The following is a 25,057-nucleotide window of genomic DNA, read 5'->3' as shown; positions in this document are numbered from 1 at the left end:
GATGGACCGCCGCAGCATGTTGCAGAGCCTGGGTTCGGGCGCCGTGACGATTCCGCTGGCGCAGTTGCTGCCGGGAGCCGCCGAGGCCGCCGAGGCGCAGGGCCCGGCCAATCTGGCGATCAGCCCGGTCGATCCGGACTACTTCATCAAGGACCGCTTCAGGTTGCGCACGATCGCCATCACCGGATTTGCCCGCGGCATGGGCCGCGCCGCGGCGCTGCGGGCCGCGCGCGAGGGCGCCAATATCGTCGGCATCGACTGGCTGCCGGAGCTGGCGCGCGACACCGCGGCCGCGATCAAGCGCGAGGGCGGTGCCATCGAGTTTCTCGTCGGCGACGTCGCCAAGGGCGACTCCTGCGACCTGATGGTCAAGCGCGCGGTCGAGGCGTTCGGCGGACTGGATTTCGCCATCAACAATGCCGGCGTCATGGACGGCGTGTTTTCCGGCGAGGCCTTCGACTACGACAAGCAGAAGGATCTGCTGTTCGCGCCGCTGCACGAAGCCTCCGATGCCTATTGGGACAATGTGCTGGCCACCAACGCCACCGGCGTGTTCCGCGCGATGCGCGCCGAGCTGCGGCAGATGGTGGCGCAGAAGCGCGGCGGGGCGATCGTCAACGTCGCCTCGATCGCCGGCCTGACTGGGCTGGCGGGCAATCCCGCCTATGTCGCCAGCAAGCACGCCGTCAACGGATTGACCGCCAATGCCGCCGTCGATTATGCGCCCCATGGCATCCGCATCAACTCCGTCAACATGGCGGCGACGGATACGCCGATGATCGCGCGGGCGGCGCAGGCCGTCGCGGCCAAGATGCAGCGATCGCCGGCCGACGGCGGCATGGGACGGCTAAAGACGAACTCCATCCTGAGCTACGCCGATCCCAAGCATCGCCCAGCCACCGTGTGGGAGCAGGTCGCGGTGATGCTGTTCCTGCTGTCGCCCGAGGCGTCGAACCTGACCGGCGCGTTCTACGCAACGGATGGCGGCTGGACGGCGTATTGAGCCCGCTTCGTGCCGGCTGAGGACCGGGCCGATCGCGGGTCCGCGATCCGCTTCGGCCTGGGAGACGAGATCAAGATGCGGCTCGGCGGGCTCGCATCATGATCCAAGGGTCGCGTCCCGCGCGACGGTTCAGCAGGAGCGAAGCGCTCAGCGTCCTCTTTTCGTGACGCTCTTCCTGGCTCGCTTCGCATTTTTCGCGACCTTCTTCGCCGCCTTCTTGCTCGCTTTTGCCTTCTTCGCAGCCGCGGTCTTCTTCTGCGCCGTCTTCGTCGCCTTCTTGACGTTCTTCTTCTTGGTCGTTGTCTTGCGGCCAGCTGACGTCTTCGCGGCGGCAGCCGCCTTCTTCGGAGCCTTCTTGGCCGGCTTGCGCGACGACGTCGCTGGCTTGGTCTTCCCGGCCGGCTTCTTCGCCGGCCTGCCAGCTCCGCCGGGCTTGCCCGGCTTCTTCGGCGCGACACCGCCGCTGCTGCTCTCGCCGCCGCTGGCAGCCCCCCCGCCCGCCGCCGACAGCCAGAACCGCAGCTCCGGCGATTTCTCGTCGGCGCCCTTGATGTAGCGGTCCTGCCAGCTGTCGTCTGATTGCAGCGGCTTGCCGAAGATCTCCGGATGCTCCTTCAGCAGGAAGCGCCAGGCGTAGTGGTCGTAGAGGTCGAGGACGTGGCAGGCATAGGCTTCGGCGAGGCCGCGGTGGCCGCGGATGATCAGCATGTTCTCGTCGTTGTTGTGCGAGGCGCGGAAGCCGAGATTGTGCGAGCCGGTGACGACGACGCAGTCGTCGCTGAACGGATCGATCACCACGATCTTGTTGTGGATGATGGCGAAGCCGTATTTGGCGAGCTCCTTCTCCCACTTGCCGAAGGCGTCCTGCACCGCGCCGGCCGGCACGCCGCGGAAATCGATGCTGCCCTTCTCGCCCGGCTTCTTCGGCTTGCCGGACTCGCCGACCACCTTCACCTCCGGCGCGGCGTCCTCAGCCCCGTCATCCGCGCCGCTTTCCGAATGGCCGCCGGCGTGCAGCGACTTGGAGAATTCGGTCGCACGCACCGGGCTGGTCAGCGCGCCCCGCACGAACAGATCGGGCTTCCTGGCCAGCAGCTCGCCGGCCTTGTTGAGAATGGAGTTGTTGCCGGGATCGAAGGCGAGGAACAGCACGGCGTGCTTGGCCCCGTCCATCAGCTCGAACACGCGGCTCATGTCGCCGGGCGCCTTCGGGGTCTTGCCGAGCTTGCCCGGCGTGTTCGGCGAGAACATCGGCTCGATGGTGACGCCATGGTCGAGCCTGACCGGCTTTTGAATCGCGCTCGCGTTGTTGGCGCGGGCGAAGTCGCGCAGGGTCTTCGACTGCAGCGCCGACTTGTCGCCGTCGGCCGCGTCGACGTCGGCCTTCAGCGCGTTCCAATACGACAGATAGCGCGCCGCCAGCTCGGGGCTCTCGACCACCAGCGCATTGTTGGTCTGGGTGCACAGGCCGGTCGACGTCCAGTTGGTCGAGCCCGAGAGCACCGCGGCCGGCTTGCCGTTCTCCGAGAGCACCATGAACTTGTTGTGCGGGATAGAGCCCTTGCCGAGGATGCGGTCGATCACGGCAACGCCGGCGGCCTTGAGGTCGGCGCGGTTCTCGGCGTCGGCGTCGTCGGTGTCCTTGCCCTGCTCGTTGCCGAGAATGACCGTGCGGCTGTTCGGATTCTGGTGTAGCTGCTTCTCGAGCCCGCTGGGGTCGTTGAGCTCGTAGAGCGCAGCATGGATGGTGCCGCCGCGGTCATCGGCGCGTTTCAGCAGCGAGGTCAGGCCGTCCTGCAGCTGGCCCATCAGGCGGAGGCGAATGGGATCATCGGGATCGAGGATGTGGGGCGCCAGCGCCGCCACGCTCGGGTGATCGTTCAGCGCATGCGTCAGGGCCTGGGTCGCGGTGATGCCGCGGTTGAAATAGACATGGAACGGCGGCCGCTCCGGCGTCAGCGTCACCGGATTGCTCTCCAGCGGCGCGATGCCTGGGAGCGGCGTCAAGGTCTGGCCCGGCGTGCCGCCCATCGGCACGATGCGATATTTGTAGGATCCGCCGCGCTTGGCGAAGAGATCCTTCCACCAGAACTTCTGCACCGGGGCCTGGTCGGTGGCGAGCTTGTCCGCGGTCTGCCCGGCAAAGCGCGCCAGCGCCGGCAGCACGGTGTCGGTGTGATCGGCGAGATCGATGCGGTGAATGGCGAAGCCGAGACAGCCGTCGAGACGGCGATCGAATGTCCAGGCGACGACGGCAATATCATTGTTGGAAAATGCGAGGGCAGGCATGGCGGCACTCCTTGTCTGACAAGGATTATGTCGCGCAGTTGTAACAGGGGTTCGACACATCCGGTACAGGAAAGGGCGAGCGGCGGCGACGCGGGGTGATGGTGCAGCGCAGGAGAGGCCCGTGGCGCGTCGGTTCGCGCGCTTTTCGCGGAGAAGGGTTGGCGACGCAGCCCCCGCTCTCTCCGCCGTCATTGCCGGGCTGGACCCGGCAATCCATCCCTGCGCGAGAACGTTCTGACCAATTTGATGGATGCGCGGGTCAAGCCCGCGCATGACGAGTCTGTCTGGGGGCGTCGATCACCCGCATCTGTGGCCCCGTCTGGATCGCGTCGCTTCGCTCGTGATGACGCGTGGATGGAGCGCGCCTCAGGCCACGGCGCCCGGCTTGCTGCGCGTCACGTAGCGGCCGTCACCTTTCGTGCCGACCAACCGGCCGTTACGCACCACGAACCTGCCACGCAGCATCGTCGCGACCGGCCAGCCCGTGATCTCGATGCCCTCGTAGGGCGTGTAGTCGGAGCCGTGGTGCAGACCCGTCTGGCTGATCTTGGCAGTCTTGGCCGGATCCCACAGCGCGATGTCGGCGTCGTAGCCGATGGCGATCGAGCCCTTGCCCTTCAGGCCGTAGGTCTTGGCGTGGTTGGTCGCGGTGAAGGCGACGAACTGGTTGAGGGTGATGCGGCCCTTGCTGACGCCCTCGGAGAACAGAATCGGTAGGCGGGTCTCGACGCCGGGGATGCCGTTCGGCACCCAGCGGAAGCTGGTGCGGCCCTTTGGCGTCAGCTTGCCAGCCTCGTCGTCGTAGCGGAACGGGCAGTGATCGCTGGAGAACAGTGAGAACACGCCCCGTTGCAGGCCCTCCCAGCACGCCTCCTGGCTGGCCTTGTCACGCGGCGGCGGCGAGCAGACATATTTGGCGCCTTCCATGTTGAGGCCCTGCATGTCCTCCTCCGTCAGCACCAGATATTGCGGGCAGGTCTCGCCATGGATCTTCAGGCCGCGGGCCTGCGCGCGGCGGATCTCCTCCATCGCCTCGCGGTTGGAGACATGGACGATCACGATCGGCACGTCGATCAGCTCGGCCAGCGAGATCGCGCGATGGGTGGCCTCGCGCTCGACCGGGATCGGGCGCGACTTGCCGTGATAGTAAGGCGCGATCTTTCCGGCCCGCTCCAGCCGGTCGGTGAGAAAGCGGATGGCGTCGTAGTTCTCGGCGTGGATCTGGACCAGGGCGCCGGTCTCGCGCGCGACCTGCAGCACGCCGAGGATCTCGTAGTCGTTCAGCGCGAGACCCTCATAGGTCATGAAGATCTTCAGCGACGAATAGCCGTCGGCGACCAGCGCCGGCAGCTCCTGGCCGAGCACGGCGTCGGTGGGATCGGCGATGATCAGATGGAAGGAATGATCGACGTAGCAGGCCTTGTCGGCCAGCGCGTGATAGTCCTTCAGCGCGGCGCGCAGGGGCTGGCCCTTCTCCTGCAGGCAATAGGGCATGACAAACGTGTTGCCGCCGAACGCCGCGGCACGCGTCGCGCTCTCGAAATCGTCGGCCATGACGATGCCGGGGCCCGAGGGCTGGCTGATATGGACGTGGCTGTCGATGCCGCCCGGCAGCACCAGCAGGCCGGAGGCATCGACGATCTCGTCGGCGTCGGTGATGGCCTCGCCGATCGCCACGATGCGGCCGCCCTTGATGGCGACATCGGCTTTGAAGGTGTCGCTCGCGGTGGCGACGGTGCCGTTGCGGATGACGGTGTCGAAGGCAACCATGTGACGCGCTCTCCTTAGGGCAGATAGGCTCAGGCGAATTTGTGAAACAGCGATCCCCACCCGCTGACGCCACTGACATCGACGCCGGCGAGCTTCAGCGACTTCCATACCACGGTCGCGATGGTGTCGAGGATGGGAATGCCGGTCTCCAGCTCGAGCCGCGCGACCAGCGGCGCGGCGCGCATGTTGGTGCAGACCACCGCGATCGCATCCGGCTTCTCGCGCGCGACCTCGCGGATCATGGTCTCGATTTCCGAAGGCGTCACCTCGGCGAAGGAGAAATTGTCCTGCAAATTGAGATGCCGGTCGCCGCGGCAGGCGATGCCGAGCTTGGCATAGTTCGCGATGATGCGCGCCTGTACGTCGTCGCGATAGGGCGTGACGAGGCCGAGCGAGGTGGCCTTCGATACCGCCAGGATCTCGTTCAGCGCCAGCATCGAGGTGGTCGCGGGGATGCCGGTCGCAGCGGTGATCTGCTCGCAGAGCCTGACGTCGGCCTCGAAGCCGAGCCAGCCGGAGGACGTGCCGTTCCAGCCGATGACGTCGACCTTGGCATGGGCGAGCAGTTCGGCGGCGCGCAGGATGTTGGAAATGTCGAACTGCGCCAGCGCGTCGGTGGACAGCGCGATCTCGGTGACCTTGAAGCGCGAGAAATGGGCCGAGACGTTGGGCAGGCCGGCGACCATCGCCGACGTGATCGGCTCCAGCGCGGTGTTCGACGACGGCGTGAGCATGCCGAGAAGGGTGCGTTTGGTCATGGGTGATTATGCCCTCTTGGCATGACTAGAGCCGGCGTGACTAACGGCAATTCCACAGCAGCAGCAGCGGGCGAGCCGCGCATTGATGCGCCCTCTCCCCTTGTGGGAGAGGGCATGCACGCACGCGCAGCGAACTCGGTCGGGTGAGGGGTCTGCCTCGACAAATGAGTTCGCGGAGAGAGAACCCTCACCCGGTTTCTCACTCCGTGAGAAACCACCCTCTCCCACAAGGGGAGAGGGTGCACCGCCGTCGTCGAGACAGCATGCGCAATGAATGGACCACCGCTTCGGCTCCAGTATGCTGGTGCGGCGCGAAGCTGCTCGAGATCAACAAGGCCGCGCGTCATGCCGAAGCCCTCTCCTGCTCCGCCTTCTCCCCGCGCAGCAGCGCCAGGATATGCCGCTTCAGCGCGTTGAATTGCGGGCTCGTGATATCGCGCGGGCGGGCCAGATCGATCGGGATGATCTCGACGATCCGCCCGGGGCGCGCGCTCATGACGGCGACGTGGGTGCCCAAGGTCAGCGCCTCGTCGATGCCATGGGTGACGAACACGATCGTGCCCTGGTGCTGCTGCCAGATCCGCACGAGCTCGGTCTGCATGTCCATGCGGGTCTGCTCGTCGAGCGCGCCGAACGGCTCGTCCATCAGAATCACTTGAGGATTCATCAGCAGCGCGCGGGCGATGCCGACACGCTGGTTCATGCCGCCGGACAACTCGGACGGATAGTGGTTCTCGAAGCCGGTCAGGCCGACCATGTCGATATAGACCTGCGCCCGCGCGCGGCGCTCGGCCTTCTGGCCGCCGCCGAGCAGAAGATGGAAGGCGACGTTCTCCCACACCGGCAGCCAGGGCATCAGATTGGCATGCTGGAACACGACGCCGCGATCGGCGCCGGGCGCGGTGACCGGCCGGCCGTCGACGGTGATGCTGCCGGCGCTCGGCTGCTCGAAGCCGGCGATCATGTTCAGCAGCGTCGACTTGCCGCAGCCGGACGGGCCAAGCAGGCAGACGAACTCGTTGCGCGCGATGGACAGGTTGATCTCGCTGAGCGCGGTGACGTCGGCGTTGCGCTTCCGGTCGGTGAAGATCTTGGAGACGCCGGAGATGTCGATGGCCGCCATTGTCACTCTCCGCCGCGCAGCGTCGTGTTGCGCTGCCAATGCAGCACACGCGCCATCACGGTGCGGATGACGAGGTCGCTGCAGAAGCCGAGCAGGCCGATGCTCGCCATCGCCGCCAGCACCAGATCGTAGCGCAGGAAATAGTAGCTGTCCCACAGCACGTAGCCGAGCCCGCTCTTCACCGCGACCATCTCGGCGGTGACCGTGAGCATCCAGGCCGAGCCGATGCCGATGCGCAGGCCCGCAAAGATGCTGGGCATCGCCGCCGGCAACACGATGTAGCGCAACAGCTTGCGCTCGCTGCCGCCGACCATGGCGCCGGCGCGGATCAGGTTGCGGTCGCAGGTCTTCACGCCGTGGATGGTGTTGAGCAGGATCGGGAAGAAGGCGCCGAGAAACACCAGGAAGATTGCCGGCTTGTTGGCGATGCCGAACCAGATGATGGCGAGCGGGATCCACGACACCGGCGGGATCGGGCGCAGCATCTGCAAGGTCGGCTCGATCACGATCTCGGTCTTGCGCGACCAGCCGATGGCGACGCCGAGCGCCACGCCGAGAACGGTCGCAATGGCGAAGCCCGCCGCGACGCGCGACAGGCTCGCCAGCATGTCGGCGAACCAATGCCCGCTATAGGTCTGGGTGTTGCCGTCGGTGCCGACCAGCCAGTCCGCCCACGCCCACACGACCGTCGACGGGGCCGGCAGCAGCGCTGCCGGCAGCGTCCCCGAGCGCGAGAAGATTTCCCAGCCGGCGAGCACGAGCACCGGGACAATAGTGCGATCGAGCTTGCGGAGCTGGAGCAGTGCGGGGGTCATGGGATAGCCATCACGTGTTCAAACATCATCGACTGATCGTTCGCGTCGTCCTGAAACTGCTCGTCCCACCGCATAAGAAGTAGCCGCGAGCGAGCTGCGCGTGACCGCGCCCTCTCCCCTTGTGGGAGAGGGCATGCAGGGCTGCGCAGCGAACTCGGTTGGGTGAGGGGTCTATCTCGGCAGGCGAGATCGCGGAGAGAGACCCCTCACCCGGTTTCTCACTCCGTGAGAAACCACCCTCTCCCACAAGGGGAGAGGGTGCACTGCCCGTGCGGCTCGATCTCGCCTCATCGGTCGCATTCACCGCTTCATCAGTATCCCAACTCGGTCTTCGGCTTGCCGGTGGCCGCCTCCAGAAAGCGGTAGTCGAGGTTCTTTTCGACGGCGGCGGTGACATCGGAGTTGATGTATTTCAGGTCGCGCATCATCGCGGCGATGGCGAGCGCGGAAGGGCGATACATCTTCGGATCGGGATCGAGGTTCTCGACCGCGCCGGTGGCGATCGCCTTGTCGAGACCGGTGATCTTGGAGATGACCTCGATCAGCGCCGGCTTGTCGGCGGCGATGTGGGCGTCGACCTTCACCACCGCGCGCACCACGCCCTCCAGCGCCTTGGGGTTGGAGGCGATCACGTCGGAGCGGGTCAGGATCAAATTGGTCAGCTTGCCGGCGGCCTGGTCGTAGGGGAAGCCGAAGAACTTTGCCGCCTTTGCCTGCATGATCTGGGTCGCGAACGGCTCGACGGTGCAGATCAGCTCGACCTCGCCGCGACGCAGCGCCTGCAGATGGTCGGAGGGATTTGGGATGTTGACGAACTGCACGTCCTTGTTGATGTCGATGCCCTGCTTGGCGAAGGCCCCGCGCATGTGGATGTCCTGCGCATTGCCGCGCGAGGCGGCGACGCGGAACGGCTTGCCGTCGGCCTTGTACTTCGCGATCAGCGCCTTCAGCGCGCTCCAGTCGCCCGGCGCGACCTCGAGATCATTGCCGAGCAGCATCGCCGAGCCGCCATTGACCTGACCGGAGATGGCGACGACGTCGAAGCCTTTGTCGAGCGCGATGGCGTAGTGCAGATAGGTCACCTGCGCGACGTCGATGTTCTTCGACACCAAGGCGGTCAGCGCATCGGTGCCGGTGTTGAAGCCGACGGCATCGATCGCCACGCCCTCGGCGAATTGCGGCGTCAGCGACATCGGCGTGCAATGCGCGCATTTGGCATAGCCGAGTTTGATCTTGGCGGCATCGTCAGCGAAGCTCGCCCCGGGCAAAGCGAGCGCGAGCAGGGCGAGAAGGGGGAGCAGAATGCGTGTCACGTCCATCTCCAGGGCAGGTCCGATCAAGAGGTCTCTGCCTCCATCAGCAAGCGACATGCCAGTTGGATGCGATATGCAATCTTGCCTTTTCCTCGTAAAATCAATAGTTAGATATTCATATCTCTCAGGCGGATTGCCCGATCCGCGGGCGCTCCGCTCGAATCTCGGGCAACTCACAGCGGAGCAGCGGCCACGCGCATGACCTCTCCCGCACCACGGCCCAAGCTCAAGACGCGCTTCAAGCCGGCGCGGCTGAAGCTGTCGTCCGATCAGTCGACCCGGCCGCTGGCGCGGCTGTCGCTGCACGATCAGCTCCTCGCCAAGGTCCGCGAGATGATCATCGACGGCGAGTTGGCGGCCGGCGCCGCCCTGCCCGAGCGCATGCTGTGCGAGACCTTCGGCGTGTCGCGCACGCCGCTGCGCGAGGCGTTCAAGATCCTCGCAGCCGAAGGGCTGATCGAGCTGCGCCCGCATCGCACGCCGGTGGTGGCGCCGATCGACAGCCGCGAGATCGCCGAGATCTTCGACGTGATGGTGGCGCTCGACGTCGCCGCCGGGCGCGCCGCCGCGGCGCGCGCAACGGCCGAAGACATCGCAAGGCTCGACGCAATGCATGCCGAGCTGACGGCGCTGCATCGTGCCGCCGAGCGCGCCGCCTATTTCCGGCTCAATCAGCAGATCCACACGGAGATCACCAGGCTCGCCGGCAACGCCGTGCTGCTCGGCATGTGGAGCACCCTGCATGCGAGCGTGTTTCGCGCCCGTGCGGTGGCCAATTACGACGCGCGGCGCTGGAACGAGTCGCTCGAGGAGCACGAGGCCTTCATGACGCTGCTGCGCACCCGCGACGCCCAGGGCTTCGCGGCGGCGCTCGGCGACCACACCCGCAAGACCGGCGATTCCGTACTGCAGATGCTGGAGCAGGCCGGGCAGGTCCCGGGCCGCGGATAGACTTTCTTAGTGTCGAACCGGTCATGCTGGCGCTGCGACAGATGAGAGTTCCACGCGTCGGACCCGATCATGATCCTGCAATCGCTCGCCGGCCTGCCGGCCTTCCTGGTCTATTTCTGCACCGCGCTGGTCGCGGTGACGGCGTACCTCTTCATCTACACGCGCGTCACGCCCTACAATGAGTTCCAGCTGATCCGCGACAACCATCCCTCCGCGGCCATCTCGCTCGGCCTGAGCCTGCTCGGCTTCACCCTGCCCCTGGTCAGCGCCATCGCGCATTCCGCCAACGTGCTGGACTGCCTGATCTGGGCACTGGTGGCACTGATCGTCCAGGTGATCGTCTACTATCTCGTCCGCATTCCGGTGCCGGACCTCGCCAACCGCATCGTCGCGGGCGAGATGGCCTCCGCGATCTGGCTCGGATTGGCATCGTTGTCCGCCGGCGCGCTCAACGCCGCCTCGATGATCTACTGACCATGGCCAAGCAGCCTCCCGAATTCGGCAAGCGCCGGCCGCTGCCCCCACCGCCGACGACCCCGCCGGTGAAGCGCTCCGGCCAGGTCGCGCTGCTGTTGATGGGCACGCTCGCGGTCGGCGGCACCGCCTATGCGCTAATGCCGCGGCAGCAGAGCTGCCCGCAGCCGGACGCGACGACGCCCGCGGTGGCAGGCCAGCCGCAACCGAGCAACTGCACCTCGCAGCGCTCGGGAAGCAGCGGCAGCGGCGGTAGCGGCTCCGGACGCTGGGGCTATTCGAGCAGCGACTCGTCCTCGCGCAGCAGCAGCGGCACCAGTTCGACGCATGTCGTCGACGCGTCCTCGGCCCACGTCTCGCGCGGCGGCTTCGGCGGATTTGGCCATGGCTTCGGCTTTGGTGGCGGCTGATTTCCGTCGCGCCCTCGCCGCGAAAACACCGCCTTTGTGCTGTTTGTTGGATTCGGATCTTTGACACAGACTCATAATCATAAAAAACTGGCCTTCCGACTGATCGGAATTGACCCGATGCGGCGTCCGCGCCTGAAGGCGCCGGCGATGATGGAGGCCGCAGCGATCGTTGCGGTCTCGATCGCAGCTCCAAGCCATCGGTCGCGCGGTCCGTCGTCCGGACCGCACGGCGAACATCGTTGTCGCGCTGCCCAGGGCAGCGTGCGTGACGCCGTGCACCGTCTTCACGGGCACGGCGCGCGCGGCTGCGCCTGCAGGTAGGCAAGATGCAGCGGATCCCCTGCCCCGAGCGTGACGACTGGCGCGAGACGGCGGCGCAATGCGGCTTCGATTTCTATGAGCTCGACGGCGAGCGCTACTGGGACGAGCGCGCCTACTATGCGTTCTCGATCGCCGAGATCGAGCTCGGCATCGAGGAGCCGACCGGCGAGATCGAGCAGATGTGCCTGGAGCTCGTGGGGCGCGTCGTCGCCGACGAGGCGCTGCTGCGCCGGCTGAAGATCCCGCAAGCGTTCTGGCCGCTGCTGAGCGAGAGCTGGAAGCGCCGGGACGACAGTCTCTATGGCCGCCTCGACCTCAGCTTTCCAGGCTTCCGCGGCGGCGACCGCGTGCCGGCGAAGCTGCTCGAATACAATGCCGACACGCCGACCTCGATCTTCGAAGCCGCCGTCTTCCAATGGACCTGGCTCGAGCAGGCGACCGAGCGGCGCATCGTGCCGGGACGCGCCGACCAGTACAACTCCATCCATGAGCGGCTGATCGCGCGCTGGCGTTCGCTCGGCAAGGGACGCCGGCTGCATCTGGCGGGAATGACCGCCGAAGCCGAGGATGCCGCCACCCTGGCCTATCTCGCCGACACGGCCGCGCAGGCCGGCTTGTTGACAAGCATCCTTGACGTCACCGACATCGGCTGGCGCGACAAGGGCGGCGGCTTCGTCGATCTCGACGACAATGACATCGCGCTCGCCTTCAAGTTGTATCCCTGGGAGTGGATGTTCCACGATGCTTTCGGGGCGAGGCTCGGAAGTGCAGCGACGCAGTGGGTGGAGCCGCCGTGGAAGGCGATCCTCTCCAACAAGGGCATCCTGCCGCTGCTGTGGCAGATGAACGAAGGTCATCCGAACCTGCTGCCGGCGTATTTCGAGGACGATCCGAAAGCGGCCGGTCTCGGCTCGAGCTTCGTGCGCAAGCCGATCTACTCGCGCGAGGGCGCCAATGTCAGCCTGGTGTCCGACGGCGTCGCCGTGTCTGCACAGGAAGGCCCCTACGGCGCCGAAGGATTCATCCGGCAGGCGCTGGCGCCGCTGCCGGATTTCGGCGGCGTGTTCCCCGTCATCGGCAGCTGGCTCGTCGACCACCAGCCATGCGGTCTTTCGATCCGCGAGGACGCAACCCCGATCACGGGCAACCGCTCGCGCTTTTTGCCGCACGCGATCCTATAGGTTGTTAACGAGTGGCTGCGAAAACGGCTCGACTCCCGATCCGGGATGGTTAGATAGAGCGAGGGGACGGAACTCCTCGACGCGGCGACCACGCACGACCGGATGTGAGGCATGGCGACGGACAATTCTCAGCTCGACGGCTTGCGTATCCTGGTCGCGGAGGACGAAGGGCTGATTGCGCTCGAGCTCGAGACCGTGCTGAGGGATTTCGGTTGCGACGTGATCGGCCCGGTGTCGCGCGTCGCCGACGTGTTGCGCGAGGCCGAGCGCGGCAGACTCGATGGCGCACTGCTCGACGTCAACCTGCGCGGCGAGCAGATCTTCGCCGTCCTCCCCCAGCTCATCGCGCTCGGACTGAAGATCGTCATCACCTCCGGCTATGACGATGCGACCCTGTTTCCGCCCGAGTTTCGCAGCCTGCCCCGGCTCGCCAAACCATTCGACGAGCGCGCTCTGCGTGCGATGTGCGAGGCGACGTTCTTGCCGCGCTAGCCTCGCAGTCAGGCTGATCACCCGCACGGGACTGACAGCGCCAGAGGGCCGCGACCGCGACGACGTATCAGGTTCTCATATCCCATCAACAAGATGCCAAGCGGTATCATGACGGATCGACCGGCCGGAGCAAACGGTTTGCCGGAAGGATCGCTGGCATCCGTCCGAGGGCGCTCCTGCATCCTTCGCGAGAGCGATGATTCCATATTGCCAAACCTGCAGTTGAACGGAATGATCGGACTTTACGATCCGCTCTTTTGAACGGCCATTCCTGTTTCGGATATCAGATGCGAGGCATCAAACGGCGTAAAAGCGGCTCCGCCGATCGTCAGCTGCAAAAGCGCACCAGTACAATGGCGGTGCGGCAGGACTTGCCGCTCGTCCACATCACGGCGGTCGGGAATGCGCGTGAGATCGTCAGCAGCGGCGATCTGGAGATACGCAAGTGCAGGGCTTTCCAGAAAGAGCTGCTCTATTTCTTTGCCGTGAGACTTGCCTACCGGCTCAAGGATGGCGATGAGAAGTCGCACCAGATCAACCGCTTCCCATTCGTCTTCATCGTCCGGCCGGACGCGCTCAAGACGCCCTATCACGTCTATCCGTTCGATACCGGAGCCGCGATCAAGGGCGTTTTCGACAGTCAAGCGGACCCTTACATCCCCCTTGACGATTACGAGCTGGAGCCGACCCTCGAGGCTGCTGCGCGGCACATCAAATGGGCCTTCGGTTCACTCGAAGACTACCTCGAAGGAAATCTGCGGCCGGACATCCTCGACGACGTCCCCATGCACGAGACGGTGACCCGCGGATATGTCGACATTGCGCGCCAGGCAAGGACCGGCAGCAACAAGCCGGACAAGCGAGCCTCGGCCGTAGAGATCGCCGTCAATCACGGCGTCCCGTTGAAGGACAACGTCTTGCTCGCGATTCTCCCCAAGCAGTATCTCGAGGAGGATGGCCAGCCTGCCAACGACGACTTCATTTCACTCCTGCAACAACGCAACGTTCCCTGGGACCATTACGACTGGCAGCCCAACAAGACGCCCAACGAGTTCCAGCAGGAGATCAATCGAGTTGCGATCAGGTTCTTCAAGTCGCAGGGTTTGATCCGGTGATCGACACCGGCCCCTCCGAACTGATCCTGGCCGGATATGCCCCGCTGTCCTCGAGGGGGTTTGCTCTCCCCTGCTTTGTCGCCAGCCCGCAGTCGAACGCGTGGTACACGGCGATTTGTTCGGTGGAAGCCGACCATTCGGGAGAGATCGTCGGCTTCGATGTGTTCGAGTCCGGCGGCATCCTTCGCCTGCCCCCGGAGCAGCACCGGATCGTCGCGCTCCATGAGCCGTGGACCGATGTCTTCATCTGGAAGAACTCGGCTCTGATCGGCACACCGGCCGACATCTGGATCAAGCTCGGACCGGAGCGGGATGAGATGCTCGGCGTGATGCCGCTCACCGGTCTCGATCTGGCTCTGGGAATACCGGATCAAGACGTGTTCGCACTCGTCGGTGACGCGTTCGCGTTCATGCGCCGCAGATTTGGCCCGGAGGATGCGGACGCTTGGCGTTACGGCACCCTCACGCGGCAACAGCTCATGATCGCCTTCAGGCGCCTGGCACGAGACGCCGGCCTGGGAGACGATGTGGCGTCTGCGCTCGGAGCCATCGAAGTCGAGCATCTCGGCTCATCGCGGATCAAGGTCCTGCTTCCCTTCGACGTCATCAGGGCGTTCACCGGAAGGGGTCGATCGGAGGAGCTCGCTCGCCGAGCGAGCGAAGCCCTTGCCCGGCTTGGAAGCGCTCTTCACGATATCGAGGCCATCGATAGCCCGCCGGGCACTCCGGCGCGCAGGATCTCGATCGAAACGGCGAGCCAGAGCGCTCCAATCGATGAACAGCCCGCATTTGACGACACGAGCGAAGGAGATCAGGAAGACACCGCCGAAATCGACCAGCTCGTCGAGCAGATACGAACCTATAATCCAAGGACGGACGAGAACTTGATCCGACGCGCGTATCGCTACGGCACGCTCAATGGAAGAACTCATCGGACTGCGCCGGAGGGCAGGCAATCGTCACCGGCAGCGATCGCAAAGCTCGTCTGCGACCAGCGGCTGGACGATGCGACGATCGTCGCCGCGCTCATTCACGGCGGCAGCGCCGAGACGGAAGCCGCGCGCATCGAGGTAGGCGAGATTGAGGAGTTGTTCGGGCGTGAGGTGGGTCAGCTGGTGGACGGCCTCAAGCGAATGCGGAAGCTGGAGCTTGTTCCGCAGGCGTCCGAGCAATCGGAGAACCTGCGGAAGCTCCTCGTCGCAATCGCCGGCGACGTGAGGGTCCTCCTGGTCAAGCTGGCTGCTCGACTTCACGAGATGCGAGGTCTGGAGCGGATGCCGGAGGCGGCCCAGTTTCGTCTTGCACAAGAGACGCTCGAAATCTACGCACCGCTCGCCGGCCGCGTCGGCATGCAGGAAATGCGCGAGGAGCTCGAAGACCTGTCCTTTCGCGCGATCGATCCAAGCGCATATGGTCTGCTGCTCCAGCGGCTCGACGCGATCACAGCGCGAAATCCCGACCTGATCACCGAGGTCGAAAGCCAGCTGGCAACGAAGTTCCGGGAGCGCGGACTGGCGGCCCGGGTCATCGGACGACGCAAGAAGCCATTCGCGATCTGGCTCGAAATGCAGCGCCGATCGCTCGGTTTCGAGCAGCTCACCCACTATGCGTTCCGCATCATTACGCAGGATCACGCGTCGTGCTACCGGGCGCTCGGCATCGTTCACACCGTCTGGCCGGTCGTCCCCGGCAATTTCGTGGACACCATCTCCACACCGACGGAGATGGACTATCGCGCCATTCACACCACGGTGATCGGCCCAGGCAAGCAACGCATCGAGCTGCAGATCCGAACCGACGAGGGGGATTTCATAGCCGAACTCGGGACGACAGCGTCTTCCTTTGAGAGCGATGCGGACTCGTTCGGCAGGCCGTCGAAGCAGGAATCGGATGCATTCGCTTCGTTGCGTCAGACGATCGGTGCTCTCTCGCAGCACGCGGACACCGAAGACTTCCGCAAGCATACCAAGCTCGAGCTCTTTCGCGATCAGGTCTTCTGCTTCACTCCGAAAGGCAAGCTGATCGCACTGCCGCGGGGCGCGTCAGCCATCGACTTCGCCTACGCAGTTCACACGAACGTGGGCAACAGTGCTGTGGGCTGCAAGATCAACGGAGAGTTCGCGGCGCTGTCGACGGAGCTCGAAAATGAGAACGCCGTCGAGGTGCTGATATCCGACGCGCAGACTGCGCCGCCAGCTGCATGGGAGACGCTTGCGCGGACACGCAAGGCGCGGGCAGCGATCCGGAGAGCGACCCGCAAAGCGGTCGATGAGCAATACGCCGACCTGGGCCGGCGTATCGTCGAGAGATTTTTCGAGCGGATCAAGCTCGATTTTGTCGACTACAAGCTGAAGGGAGCGCTCCCCCGACTGCGCCGCGGCTCGGTCGACGAGGTGATGGCAGCCGTGGGGCGCGGAGAGATCAAGGCGTCCAATGTCGCACGAGCGATCTATCCCGATTACCAGGAAGATCAAGGTCTCCGTCCCGGCGGAAAGAAGGGCGTTGCGATCAGAGTACAGTTCTTCACGACGCAGGAAAATCGGACAAGCGGCTGGAGATCTACCTCGATCGGAGACCTCAAATCCGGCTTGCCCGTCAAGTTCGCGCCTCAGGGCGGTGCGCTGCCGGGCGAGCGCATCGTCGGAATCGTCACTCGGAACGAGGGGCTCACCATCTATCCGATTCAATCCAGATCGCTGGAGAAGTTCGAGGGCGAGCCTGAACGCTGGGTCGACGCCCACTGGGAGGAAAGCGACGCCGGCCCCTGCCGCTTTCCGGCGCGCATTCTCGTTAGATATGTCGACGAGCCGGGAAACCTGGCCGCCATAGCCTCGGTGATCAACGAGCAGGACGGCAACATTGATAACATCTCCACGCGTCGTTCTCTGGGCTTCAACGAGCTCATCGTCGACCTGGATGTCTACGACCTGAGGCATCTGAGCGCGATCATGGCTCATTTGCGCGTCAATTCATCGGTCGACTCGGTCGAACGCATCGAAGGTTAGCGAACCTTCGTCCATCATCGTCCCCTTCGACGGCCCGCATGTTCCCTCCGGAAGCATGCGGGTTCCCGCACCAGCCTCTGGAGGATGATGCGATGATGTGGAAACGCATCATGCTCTGATCGCCAACGTGCTGATAGGGGCGACGGAAGGCCCGCGAATTCTGTCTTACCCTCCCCTGGAGGGGGAGGGTCGATCGCACGCGAAGCGGGCGAGCGGGGTGGGGTGATCTCTCCGCGAAACCGGTGCAAGTGGAGGGATCACCCCACCCCGGCTCACATTACGCTGCGCTCCATGTGAGCCGACCCTCCCCCCTCCAGGGCAGGGCTATCGCATATGGCGATCGATGTTTTGCACCCATCTCCCTCCGCGCCGTCATGGCCGGGCTTGTCCCGGCCATCCACGTCGTCCAGCAGCTGAGAACGACGTGGATGCCCGGGACCGAGCCCGGGCATGACGATGTGGAAACGGTTTCGCGACACACTCAGATTGACCATATGCGATAGCCCTGCCCTCCAGGGGAGGGTGAGAGCGGGGCTGACCTCGAAGCTGCGGGATCGAAAAGGTGCGTCATGCCGTCATGATGCGATTCCGAAGAAACACATCATGCTCTAATCCGGCTGCACGGCCGAGGCGGGCGGATGTTCGGGGGACGTCTCGGCCGTCAGCGCGAAAGTGAGCCTGCAGTGGATCCCTTCGGGCTCGAAATCCAGCGCGGCTTCACCGTCGAGATCGAAGCGGACGACGCGGTCGATCAGGGTGGTGCCGAAGCCGCGCGTTCCGCTGCGTTCCACGCGCGGGCCGCCGCGTTCGATCCAGACCAGCTCCAGCCTGTTGCGGTCGTCGCACCGTCGCCAGGAGATCGTGACCTGCCCCAGGGGCGCGGACAGCGCACCATATTTCGAGGCATTGGTCGCGAGTTCGTGCAGCACCATCGACAGCGGCAGCACCAGCCGCGCCTCCAGCAGCACCGGAGGCCCTTCGATCGCAATGCGGCCTTCGCCGACGCCGTAGGGCGCCAGCACGGTGGTGAGCAGCTCGTTGAAGCCGATGCCGATCCAGCGCGTCTGGGTCAGGATGTCGTGCGCGATCGACACCGCCTGGATCCGCCCGGAGAACGCCTTGTTGAAGGCCGGCAGCGACGGCGAGGTGCGCAGCGTCTGGCCGGCCACGGACTGCACGATGGCCAGGATGTTCTTGACGCGATGGTTCAGCTCCGCGACCAGCATGGTCTGCTGCTCTTCAGCCCGCTTGCGCTCGGTGATGTCGGTCAGGGTGATGATCGAGCCCACGGTGTCCTTGGCGTCGTTGACCAGCGGCCCGCCGGACAGCAGAAACGAGCGACCGGACATGCGCTCGTTGCGCAGGGCGACCTCGACGCCGTGGAAGGGCTTGGTGGCCAGCGCCCGATCGAGACTCTCGCGTGAGAAGCGGGTCAGGGTGCCCTGCTGGCTCGCACTCTGGGCATCGAGCGGAAAGGCCTCCGAGAACAGCTGCCCGACCGGTGAGCGCTCCGCGAGCTGCTCGGCGACCCAGCTCGCATGGGTTATCCGTCCGTCCAGCGCCAGCACGACCACGGCATCGGTGGCCTGCTCCAGGATCGAGCGCGCGAAGCGCTCGGCGGTGGCAACCTCCTCGGCACGGCGCTGGATCGACATGTCGGTCAGCGTCACCAGGGTGGCGGCGACGCCCCCCATCGCCATCTGCCGCATCCACACCGACACCGGCAGGCCGTCGCTGTCGGAGCGGCGCAACTGCGCATCGCTCACCGCGTCGTCGGCGCGCTGCTGCGGCACCGGGCCGGCGAACAACGAGGCGAAGCTGCGCCCCACCAATTGCTGCGCACTAAGCCCCGTCAGCGCACACAGCCGCGAGTTGACGTAGACGATACTGCCGTCTGCATCGAGCGTCAGCGCGCCGTCGCTCATGCGCTCGACCAGGACATGATAGGGCGCGTCGGCACCCTGCAGCATGATGATCTGGGGTCCACTCGGGCCCTGCACCACCACGGCATCGACATTGCCGCGATGGATCGCCTCGACGGTCTCCTCCGCCTCGTTGCGCGGCCGGGCCGCCTGCATCACATCTTTAGCCGCCACGCGTCCTCCGTTCAGCTCGGAGCAATGTCCAGACCGACCAGCACCTTCTCCGCATTGGAGAGGTCGCCGATGATGCGCTTGAGCGGCTCGGGCAGTTGCCGGATCAGCGTCGGAATGGCGACGATCTGATCGCGCTGCGCCAGCGCAGGATCCTTCATCAGATCAATCACCTCGATCGTGTAGCGGCCGGGCAGATGCGTCTCGCACAGCTTCTTGAGGTTGGCGAGCGCGGCCAGCGATTTTGGCGTCTGGCCCGCAACGTAGAGCCGCAGATTATAGCCATCCTGTTCCATTGCTGTCGCCGTCATTTGCCTGATGCCATCGGATTCGACGGCGAGCTCACCGCTCGCTTCGACGAGCGGCTCTGCACCATTGCGATGCGATCGGCGGAGCGCTGATCCTCGCGGGCGGCGCCTTCCAGGTTCAGAAGCTCCATCTCCCCCTCCTCGCTGGCAAGCTGCGCCTTCAGCGTTTCGATCTGCGCCGCGATCTCGCGCCGGCGGCGCTCGATCTCCCGCGTGCGGCGTTCCAAGTCCTGCGTGCGCAGCAGGCGGTCGGCACGATCCCTGACCTCCTGGGCCACCCGGGCCGATCCCGTGAGCACGCCCTCGGGACCCAAATAGACCTCGCGCAACGCGATGCCGTCGCCGCTCATCAGGAACTCGCGCACCTGGTTGGAGTGGGCCATGCCGCGCGACTTCAACAGATAGAGCTGGCGATTGTGCTCGCCGTTGCTCTCGCGATTGTAGAGCAGCAGCCAGGTGTCGGTGAGCGAGGAGATCTGCATCTCGGTGGGCGCCGTCTCCGCGCTGCCGGCGCCGAGATTGGTGAAGAGTGCGGTCACCCCACGCGACTTCAGGAAGTCGATCAGCCGCAGCGTCATCGAATGCACGTCGCCGGCAAGTCCGGCGCCCATCAATGACGAGATCGGGTCGACCACCACGGCGGCGGGATCAAACTCCTTCACCTCACGGTGCATGGCCGCGAGGTGAGTCTCCAGCCCGTAGAGGTTCGGACGGCGCGCCGAGAAGCGCAGCAGGCCGCGATCGACCCATTGCTGCAGGTCGAGTCCGACCGATCGCATGTTGCGCACGATCTGCTGCGGCGATTCCTCGAGCGCGAAGTAGATGCAGCGCTGTCCGGCGGCACAGATCGAGTTGGCAAAATGCGCCGAGACCGTCGACTTGCCGGCACCGGCCATGCCCGAGATCAGGATGCTCGAGCCCTTGTAGTAGCCACGGCCCTCAAGCATCTCGTCGAGATCGGCGATGCCGGTCGAGACCCGCTCCGTCGAGGCATCATGCGACAGGCCCGACGAGGTGATCGGCATCACGGTGATGCCTTCCTGGTCGATGATGAAGGGATATTCGTTGGTGCCGTGCGCCGTGCCGCGATACTTCACGACGCGCAGCCGGCGCGTCGACAGCTGGTCGTGCACGCGGTTGTCGAGCAGGATCACGCAGTCGGCGACATATTCCTCGAGACCATAGCGGGTGAGCGTGCCGTCGCCGCGCTCGCCGGTGATGATGGCGGTCACGCCCTTGCTCTTCAGCCATTCGAACAGGCGGCGCAGCTCGGAGCGCAGCACGGCCTGGTTGTCGAGACCGCCGAACAGCGTCTCGATCGTGTCGATCACGACGCGCTTGGCGCCGACGGAATCGATTGCGAACCCGATGCGGATGAACAGGCCGTCGAGATCATAATCGCCGGCCTCCTCGATCTCGTTGCGGTCGAGATGGATGTGGTCGACGACGATCTTCCTCTGCTCGATCAGCCGCTCGATGTCGTAGCTCAGCGAGCCGACATTCTTGATCAGATCCTCGGGCTGCTCCTCGAACGCGATGAACACGCCCGGCTCGTCATAGGCGACCGCGCCGTTGTAGAGAAACGTCATTGCGAACAACGTCTTGCCGCATCCGGCGGCGCCGCACAGCAGCGTCGGCCGGCCTTGCGGCAGACCGCCGAAGGTGACCTCGTCGAGGCCGTCGATCCCGGTCGGTGACTTCGCAATGACAGGGAGATCCCGCGTCACGATTCGAGGACGCACGCTCGTTTTCATTCATTCCCCCTGCCATCAAGGCAACACGCTTCGGCCACACCAAGGCGTGAATCGACGCGCCAGGACGAAAAAAGTTCCAGCCCCGGGAGAAAGATTTGCGTCTGCGAATGATCCGCCGATGGCCGGCCGGCGTATGTCGGCGGCTGAAGACGAAGGCTTGGGAAAGCCCTGCTTGGGAAAAGCCCTGGCCCGGGGGATCGGGATCGTCCTTGCGAACGGCGCGCGATCAGCGCGCCGCGACCACCTTCAGGCCAGGCAGCAGCGCGGCGCCGCCGCGCGGACTGCGGACCGGATTGATCTGGTACAGACCCCGCCGCTCCTGGTTGGGCTTGAACGCATCCGTGATGCCAACCACCGACTCGGCGGCACCCAGCAGCAGCGTGCCGTCGGGCTCCATCACCTTGGCCATCCGCTCGAAGATCGAGGCCTTGGTCTCCTGGTCGAAATAGATCAGCACGTTGCGGCAGAAGATCACGTCGAACTTGCCGAGATGCGAGAAGTCCTGCAGCAAATTCAGCTGGCGATGCTGGACCATGCCGCGGATGTCGGCGCTGAGCTGCCAGAGTTCGCCGAGCTGGGTGAAGTATTTCACCAGCAGCTGGATCGGCAGGCCGCGCTGCACTTCGAACTGGCTGTAGAGGCCGGCCTTCGACTTCTCCAGCACCTCCTGCGACAGGTCGGTGGCGATGATCTCGATACGCCAGCCGGCGAGCGCCGCGCCATGCTCCCGCAGGCACATCGCGATCGAATACGGCTCCTGTCCGGTCGAGCAGGCGGCCGACCAGATGCGCAGCGAACGACGGCTGGCGCGCGACTGGATCAGCGCCGGCAGGATGCCTTCACGCAGATGATCGAACGGAATCTTGTCGCGGAAGAAGAACGTCTCGTTGGTGGTCATGGCCTCGACCACCTGCGTCGTGAGCTGCTCGCCGCCGCTCTTCATCTTCTGCACCAGCTCCGGGATGCCCGGAAGATTGGCGCGACGGGCCAGCGGCAACAGCCGGCTCTCGACCAGATATTGCTTGTCCGCCGACAGGTCGAGACCGGACCTGTCCTTCAGGAGCTTACGCAGGAACTCATAGTCCAGGGGGGTCACGAACGGTCTCCAGCAAACAGACGGACCAGCTTCGGTGCAATCTGATTCAAGGGAAGGATGGCCGCGCAGATGCCGGCATTGGCGGCCGCGCCCGGCATGCCCCAGACCACGCTGGTCGCCTCGTCCTGCGCGATGACGCTGCCACCGGCCGCGACGATGTCCTTGCCGCCGCGCATGCCGTCGGAGCCCATTCCGGTCAGGATCACGGCCAGCGTCGCGCCTTGCCAGATGTCGACGGCCGAGGTGAACAGGGGATCCACCGCCGGCTTGCAGAAATTCACCGGCGGCCCGTTGTCGAGCGCGATGACCGCGTCGGCGCCATGGCGTGCGACGCGCATGTGGCGTCCGCCCGGCGCAAGATAGATTTGGCCCGGCTTGATGACCTCGCCGTCGATGGCCTCATGCGCCGGCCGGCGGCTCGAGCGCGCCAGATGCTCGGCCAGGATGGTGGTGAAGGTCGGCGGCATGTGCTGGGTGATCAGCACCGGGAAACGATCGATCACCGCACCGAGCTCGGTGACGACGGACATCAGCGCCTGCGGTCCGCCGGTCGACGATCCGATCAGCAGCACCTTCGGCATCTGCGAGCTGAAGGCGCGCCGCGCGATCTGCGCCGGGACATGGGGTGCGGCATGCGCGGGAACGGGTGCGGCGAGCGGGCGCGGCACCGCGGCCGGCCTGAGCTCGTGAACGTGCGGAGTCGCCGCGGGGGCGTGATGCACGGGAGCGGCGCGGCGCGCCTTGGCGCCGAGATTGCGGATCTTCTGAATCAGATCGTAGTGGAAATTGTCCGCAGCCGAGGCCTCGCGCGTGCTCTCGGGCTTGGGGATGTAGTCGGCCGCGCCGAGCGACAGCGCCTTGAAGCTGATCTCCGCGTTGCGGCGGGTCAACGTCGAGGCCATGATGACGGCAAGGTTCTTCTTCTTGGCAAGCAACTTCGGCAGCGCCGCGATGCCGTCGAGCTCGGGCATCTCGATGTCGAGCACGGCGACGTCGGGATTCACGCGATCGATCTGGTTGACGGCCTCGAGGCCGGTGCGGAGCGACGCCGCCACGACCATGTCCGGCTCGGAGCTGATCCAGCGCGAGATCATGCCGCGGATGACGACGGAATCGTCCACGACCATCACCCGGAGAGGTTCCTGCCTGGTCGAACTTGGAATCGAAGAACTGGCCAACGCGACGCTCATAGTTCACCAACAGGACAGAGGCAGAGGGCGACGGCAAGCCCGGACGAGCACGGGCTACTCGACCCGACGGAGATCAGATCAGGCCGACTTCCTGGAATTTGGCTGTCACGATGTCCTTGTCGAAGGGCTTCATGATGTACTCGTTGGCGCCGGCATGCAGCGCGCGCGCGATGTGTGCGACGTCGTTCTCGGTCGTGCAGAACACCACCTTGGGCGCATCGCCGCCGGGCATGCGGCGGAGATTGCCGAGGAACTCATAGCCGTCCATGACGGGCATGTTCCAGTCGAGCAGGACGGCGTCGGGCAGCCCGCGCTTGCAGATCTCCAGCGCCTGCTCGCCGTCCTCCGCCTCGACGATCTGGAAATCCAGACCTTCGAGAATGCGCCGCGCCACTTTTCGAATGACGCTGGAATCGTCAACTACCAAACAGGTTCTCATATCAGCCTCTCGGAATCGGGGTCCAATGCAACGAAGCCATTTGCGTCGCTGCGCTCAAAGCTGCGGCCTCAGGCCGCCATCTTGTCGGCAGCGAGCTCGAGCACGCGATCGACATCGAGGATGACCATCAGCTGGCCATCGAGGCGGTGCACGCCGCCGGCGAGCTTCGCCATGCGCGGATCGAGGTTCACCGGGTTCTCCTCCCGGCTCTCCTCCGGCAGCCGCAGCACCTCGCCGATCTGGTCGATCAAGAGGCCGTAGGACTCGCCGCGCAGGTCGACGCCGACCGCCATCGGCGGCTTGCCGTCCTCGGCCCTGGCAAGGCCCAGCCGCGCCCGCATGTCGACGACGGTCACGATGCGGCCGCGCAGGTTCAGCACACCGGCGATCTCGGCCGACGACAGCGGCACCCGCGTCACCCGCTCCGGCATGAACACGTCCTGCACCCGCGAGATCGGCAGGCCGAACAATTGTCCACCGATCATCGCGGTGACGTATTCGACGGCTGCGCCCTCGGTGGTCTCAATCTTGCTGCTCATCGCACGCTACTCCTGCCCGTTCCTGTCACGCGGCCCGCCGATTGGCTTCGGCGCGCGCCCGTTCCTCGATCTGTTCCTTCAGCGCCGCGATCAGGCCAGGCCGGTCGAACTTGGCGATGTAGTCGTACAGGCCGGCCTGGCGGCCGCGCTCGATCGCAGCCGGCGAGACCAGCGACGACACCGCGATGACCGGCAGCTGGTTCAGGTTCTGGTCGGAGCGGATCGCCTCGGCGAACTCGAAGCCGTTCATCTCCGGCATCTCGATGTCGGTGACGACGATGTCGAAGGTGTGCCCGGAGCGCAGCGTGGCGAGGCCCTCGATGGCGGATGCCGCGGTGCGCACCTTGTAGCCGGCCGACTTCAACACCGGCGCCAGCATGTTGCGGAAGAACGGCGAGTCGTCGACCAAGAGCACCGACTGCGTCTGCGACTCGGTGGCCATCTCCTTGCGGATGAACCAGTCCGCGAAGGCCATCGGCAGGAAGTGACCGACGTCGATGACCTCGGTGGCCTGGCCCTTGATCACGGCCGAGCCGAGGATGCCGTCCCGCGCGCCGGAGACCTGGATGTTGAGCCGCTCTTCGACGATGTCGATGATCTCGTCGACGACGAGGCCCA

The 25,057-nt window shown here is 65.2% G+C and carries 22 protein-coding genes; 8 read left to right on the top strand and 14 right to left on the bottom strand.

Annotated features, from left to right (window positions below):
* Window position 1 precedes the first annotated feature (1 nt).
* Window positions 2-1,003, top strand: coding sequence for an SDR family NAD(P)-dependent oxidoreductase (locus HL666_RS00110; RefSeq protein WP_172179268.1), 1,002 nt, complete (start codon window positions 2-4; stop codon window positions 1,001-1,003).
* A gap of 147 nt (window positions 1,004-1,150) precedes the next feature.
* Here the strand turns inward: HL666_RS00110 and HL666_RS00105 are convergent, their stop codons facing one another.
* The 6 genes from HL666_RS00105 to HL666_RS00080 form a co-directional block, all read right to left on the bottom strand.
* Window positions 1,151-3,292, bottom strand: coding sequence for a phospholipase D-like domain-containing protein (locus tag HL666_RS00105; protein ID WP_172179266.1), 2,142 nt, complete (start codon window positions 3,290-3,292; stop codon window positions 1,151-1,153).
* A 366-nt stretch (window positions 3,293-3,658) separates the two neighbouring features.
* On the bottom strand, window positions 3,659-5,062 hold the full coding sequence (gene hydA / locus HL666_RS00100; RefSeq protein WP_172179264.1) for a dihydropyrimidinase: 1,404 nt from the start codon (window positions 5,060-5,062) through the stop codon (window positions 3,659-3,661).
* A gap of 29 nt (window positions 5,063-5,091) precedes the next feature.
* Window positions 5,092-5,820, bottom strand: coding sequence for a maleate cis-trans isomerase family protein (locus HL666_RS00095; RefSeq protein ID WP_172179262.1), 729 nt, complete (start codon window positions 5,818-5,820; stop codon window positions 5,092-5,094).
* Between the two features lie 343 nt (window positions 5,821-6,163).
* Complete coding sequence (locus HL666_RS00090; protein ID WP_172179260.1) at window positions 6,164-6,943, bottom strand: ABC transporter ATP-binding protein; 780 nt, start codon at window positions 6,941-6,943, stop codon at window positions 6,164-6,166.
* A 2-nt stretch (window positions 6,944-6,945) separates the two neighbouring features.
* Window positions 6,946-7,758 (bottom strand): ABC transporter permease, encoded by an 813-nt coding sequence (locus HL666_RS00085; protein WP_172179258.1) that lies wholly within the window; start codon window positions 7,756-7,758, stop codon window positions 6,946-6,948.
* 311 nt (window positions 7,759-8,069) lie between these two features.
* Window positions 8,070-9,077, bottom strand: a complete 1,008-nt coding sequence (locus tag HL666_RS00080; protein ID WP_172180141.1) for an ABC transporter substrate-binding protein — start codon at window positions 9,075-9,077, stop codon at window positions 8,070-8,072.
* A gap of 192 nt (window positions 9,078-9,269) precedes the next feature.
* On the opposite strand from HL666_RS00080, the gene HL666_RS00075 reads away from it, so the two are divergent.
* The 7 genes from HL666_RS00075 (at window position 9,270) to HL666_RS00045 (ending at window position 17,020) form a co-directional block, all read left to right on the top strand.
* On the top strand, window positions 9,270-10,022 hold the full coding sequence (locus tag HL666_RS00075) for a GntR family transcriptional regulator (RefSeq protein ID WP_172179256.1): 753 nt from the start codon (window positions 9,270-9,272) through the stop codon (window positions 10,020-10,022).
* Between the two features lie 69 nt (window positions 10,023-10,091).
* Window positions 10,092-10,496, top strand: coding sequence for a DUF350 domain-containing protein (locus HL666_RS00070; protein ID WP_172114550.1), 405 nt, complete (start codon window positions 10,092-10,094; stop codon window positions 10,494-10,496).
* Between the two features lie 2 nt (window positions 10,497-10,498).
* Window positions 10,499-10,906 (top strand): hypothetical protein, encoded by a 408-nt coding sequence (locus HL666_RS00065; protein ID WP_172114547.1) that lies wholly within the window; start codon window positions 10,499-10,501, stop codon window positions 10,904-10,906.
* 326 nt (window positions 10,907-11,232) lie between these two features.
* Complete coding sequence (locus tag HL666_RS00060; RefSeq protein ID WP_172114544.1) at window positions 11,233-12,408, top strand: glutathionylspermidine synthase family protein; 1,176 nt, start codon at window positions 11,233-11,235, stop codon at window positions 12,406-12,408.
* 111 nt (window positions 12,409-12,519) lie between these two features.
* Complete coding sequence (locus tag HL666_RS00055; RefSeq protein ID WP_172134473.1) at window positions 12,520-12,900, top strand: response regulator; 381 nt, start codon at window positions 12,520-12,522, stop codon at window positions 12,898-12,900.
* 287 nt (window positions 12,901-13,187) lie between these two features.
* Window positions 13,188-14,015: a hypothetical protein gene (locus HL666_RS00050; protein WP_172114540.1), complete on the top strand. Its 828-nt coding sequence runs from the start codon at window positions 13,188-13,190 to the stop codon at window positions 14,013-14,015.
* A gap of 830 nt (window positions 14,016-14,845) precedes the next feature.
* Window positions 14,846-17,020: a RelA/SpoT family protein gene (locus HL666_RS00045; protein ID WP_376698574.1), complete on the top strand. Its 2,175-nt coding sequence runs from the start codon at window positions 14,846-14,848 to the stop codon at window positions 17,018-17,020.
* A 608-nt stretch (window positions 17,021-17,628) separates the two neighbouring features.
* On the opposite strand, the gene HL666_RS00040 is transcribed toward HL666_RS00045, so the two are convergent.
* From HL666_RS00040 to HL666_RS00005, 8 genes are all read right to left on the bottom strand, one after another.
* Window positions 17,629-19,116: a sensor histidine kinase gene (locus HL666_RS00040; protein ID WP_172179254.1), complete on the bottom strand. Its 1,488-nt coding sequence runs from the start codon at window positions 19,114-19,116 to the stop codon at window positions 17,629-17,631.
* 11 nt (window positions 19,117-19,127) lie between these two features.
* Window positions 19,128-19,424: a circadian clock KaiB family protein gene (locus HL666_RS00035; protein WP_006613308.1), complete on the bottom strand. Its 297-nt coding sequence runs from the start codon at window positions 19,422-19,424 to the stop codon at window positions 19,128-19,130.
* Window positions 19,421-21,175 carry a circadian clock protein KaiC gene (kaiC, locus tag HL666_RS00030; RefSeq protein ID WP_172179252.1) on the bottom strand — a complete coding sequence of 585 codons (1,755 nt, stop codon included), beginning with the start codon at window positions 21,173-21,175 and terminating at the stop codon, window positions 19,421-19,423. The genes HL666_RS00035 and kaiC overlap by 4 nt, the downstream gene beginning before the upstream one ends.
* 226 nt (window positions 21,176-21,401) lie before the next feature.
* A complete protein-coding gene (locus tag HL666_RS00025; RefSeq protein ID WP_172134469.1) occupies window positions 21,402-22,271 on the bottom strand; it encodes a CheR family methyltransferase in 870 nt (289 codons plus the stop codon).
* On the bottom strand, window positions 22,268-23,461 hold the full coding sequence (locus HL666_RS00020; protein WP_172179250.1) for a protein-glutamate methylesterase/protein-glutamine glutaminase: 1,194 nt from the start codon (window positions 23,459-23,461) through the stop codon (window positions 22,268-22,270). The genes HL666_RS00025 and HL666_RS00020 overlap by 4 nt, the downstream gene beginning before the upstream one ends.
* Before the next feature lie 73 nt (window positions 23,462-23,534).
* Window positions 23,535-23,900, bottom strand: a complete 366-nt coding sequence (locus tag HL666_RS00015) for a response regulator (RefSeq protein ID WP_006613312.1) — start codon at window positions 23,898-23,900, stop codon at window positions 23,535-23,537.
* A 68-nt stretch (window positions 23,901-23,968) separates the two neighbouring features.
* Window positions 23,969-24,439, bottom strand: coding sequence for a chemotaxis protein CheW (locus HL666_RS00010; RefSeq protein WP_172114528.1), 471 nt, complete (start codon window positions 24,437-24,439; stop codon window positions 23,969-23,971).
* A 25-nt stretch (window positions 24,440-24,464) separates the two neighbouring features.
* The coding region (locus HL666_RS00005; protein WP_172179248.1) for a response regulator at window positions 24,465-25,057 on the bottom strand (593 nt) is incomplete at its 5' end.

The sequence above is a fragment of the Bradyrhizobium aeschynomenes genome (assembly GCF_013178945.1).
Lineage (GTDB): Bacteria > Pseudomonadota > Alphaproteobacteria > Rhizobiales > Xanthobacteraceae > Bradyrhizobium > Bradyrhizobium aeschynomenes.
The sequence above is the reverse complement of the archived record's forward strand: the minus strand, read 5'-3'. Positions and strand labels throughout refer to the sequence as shown.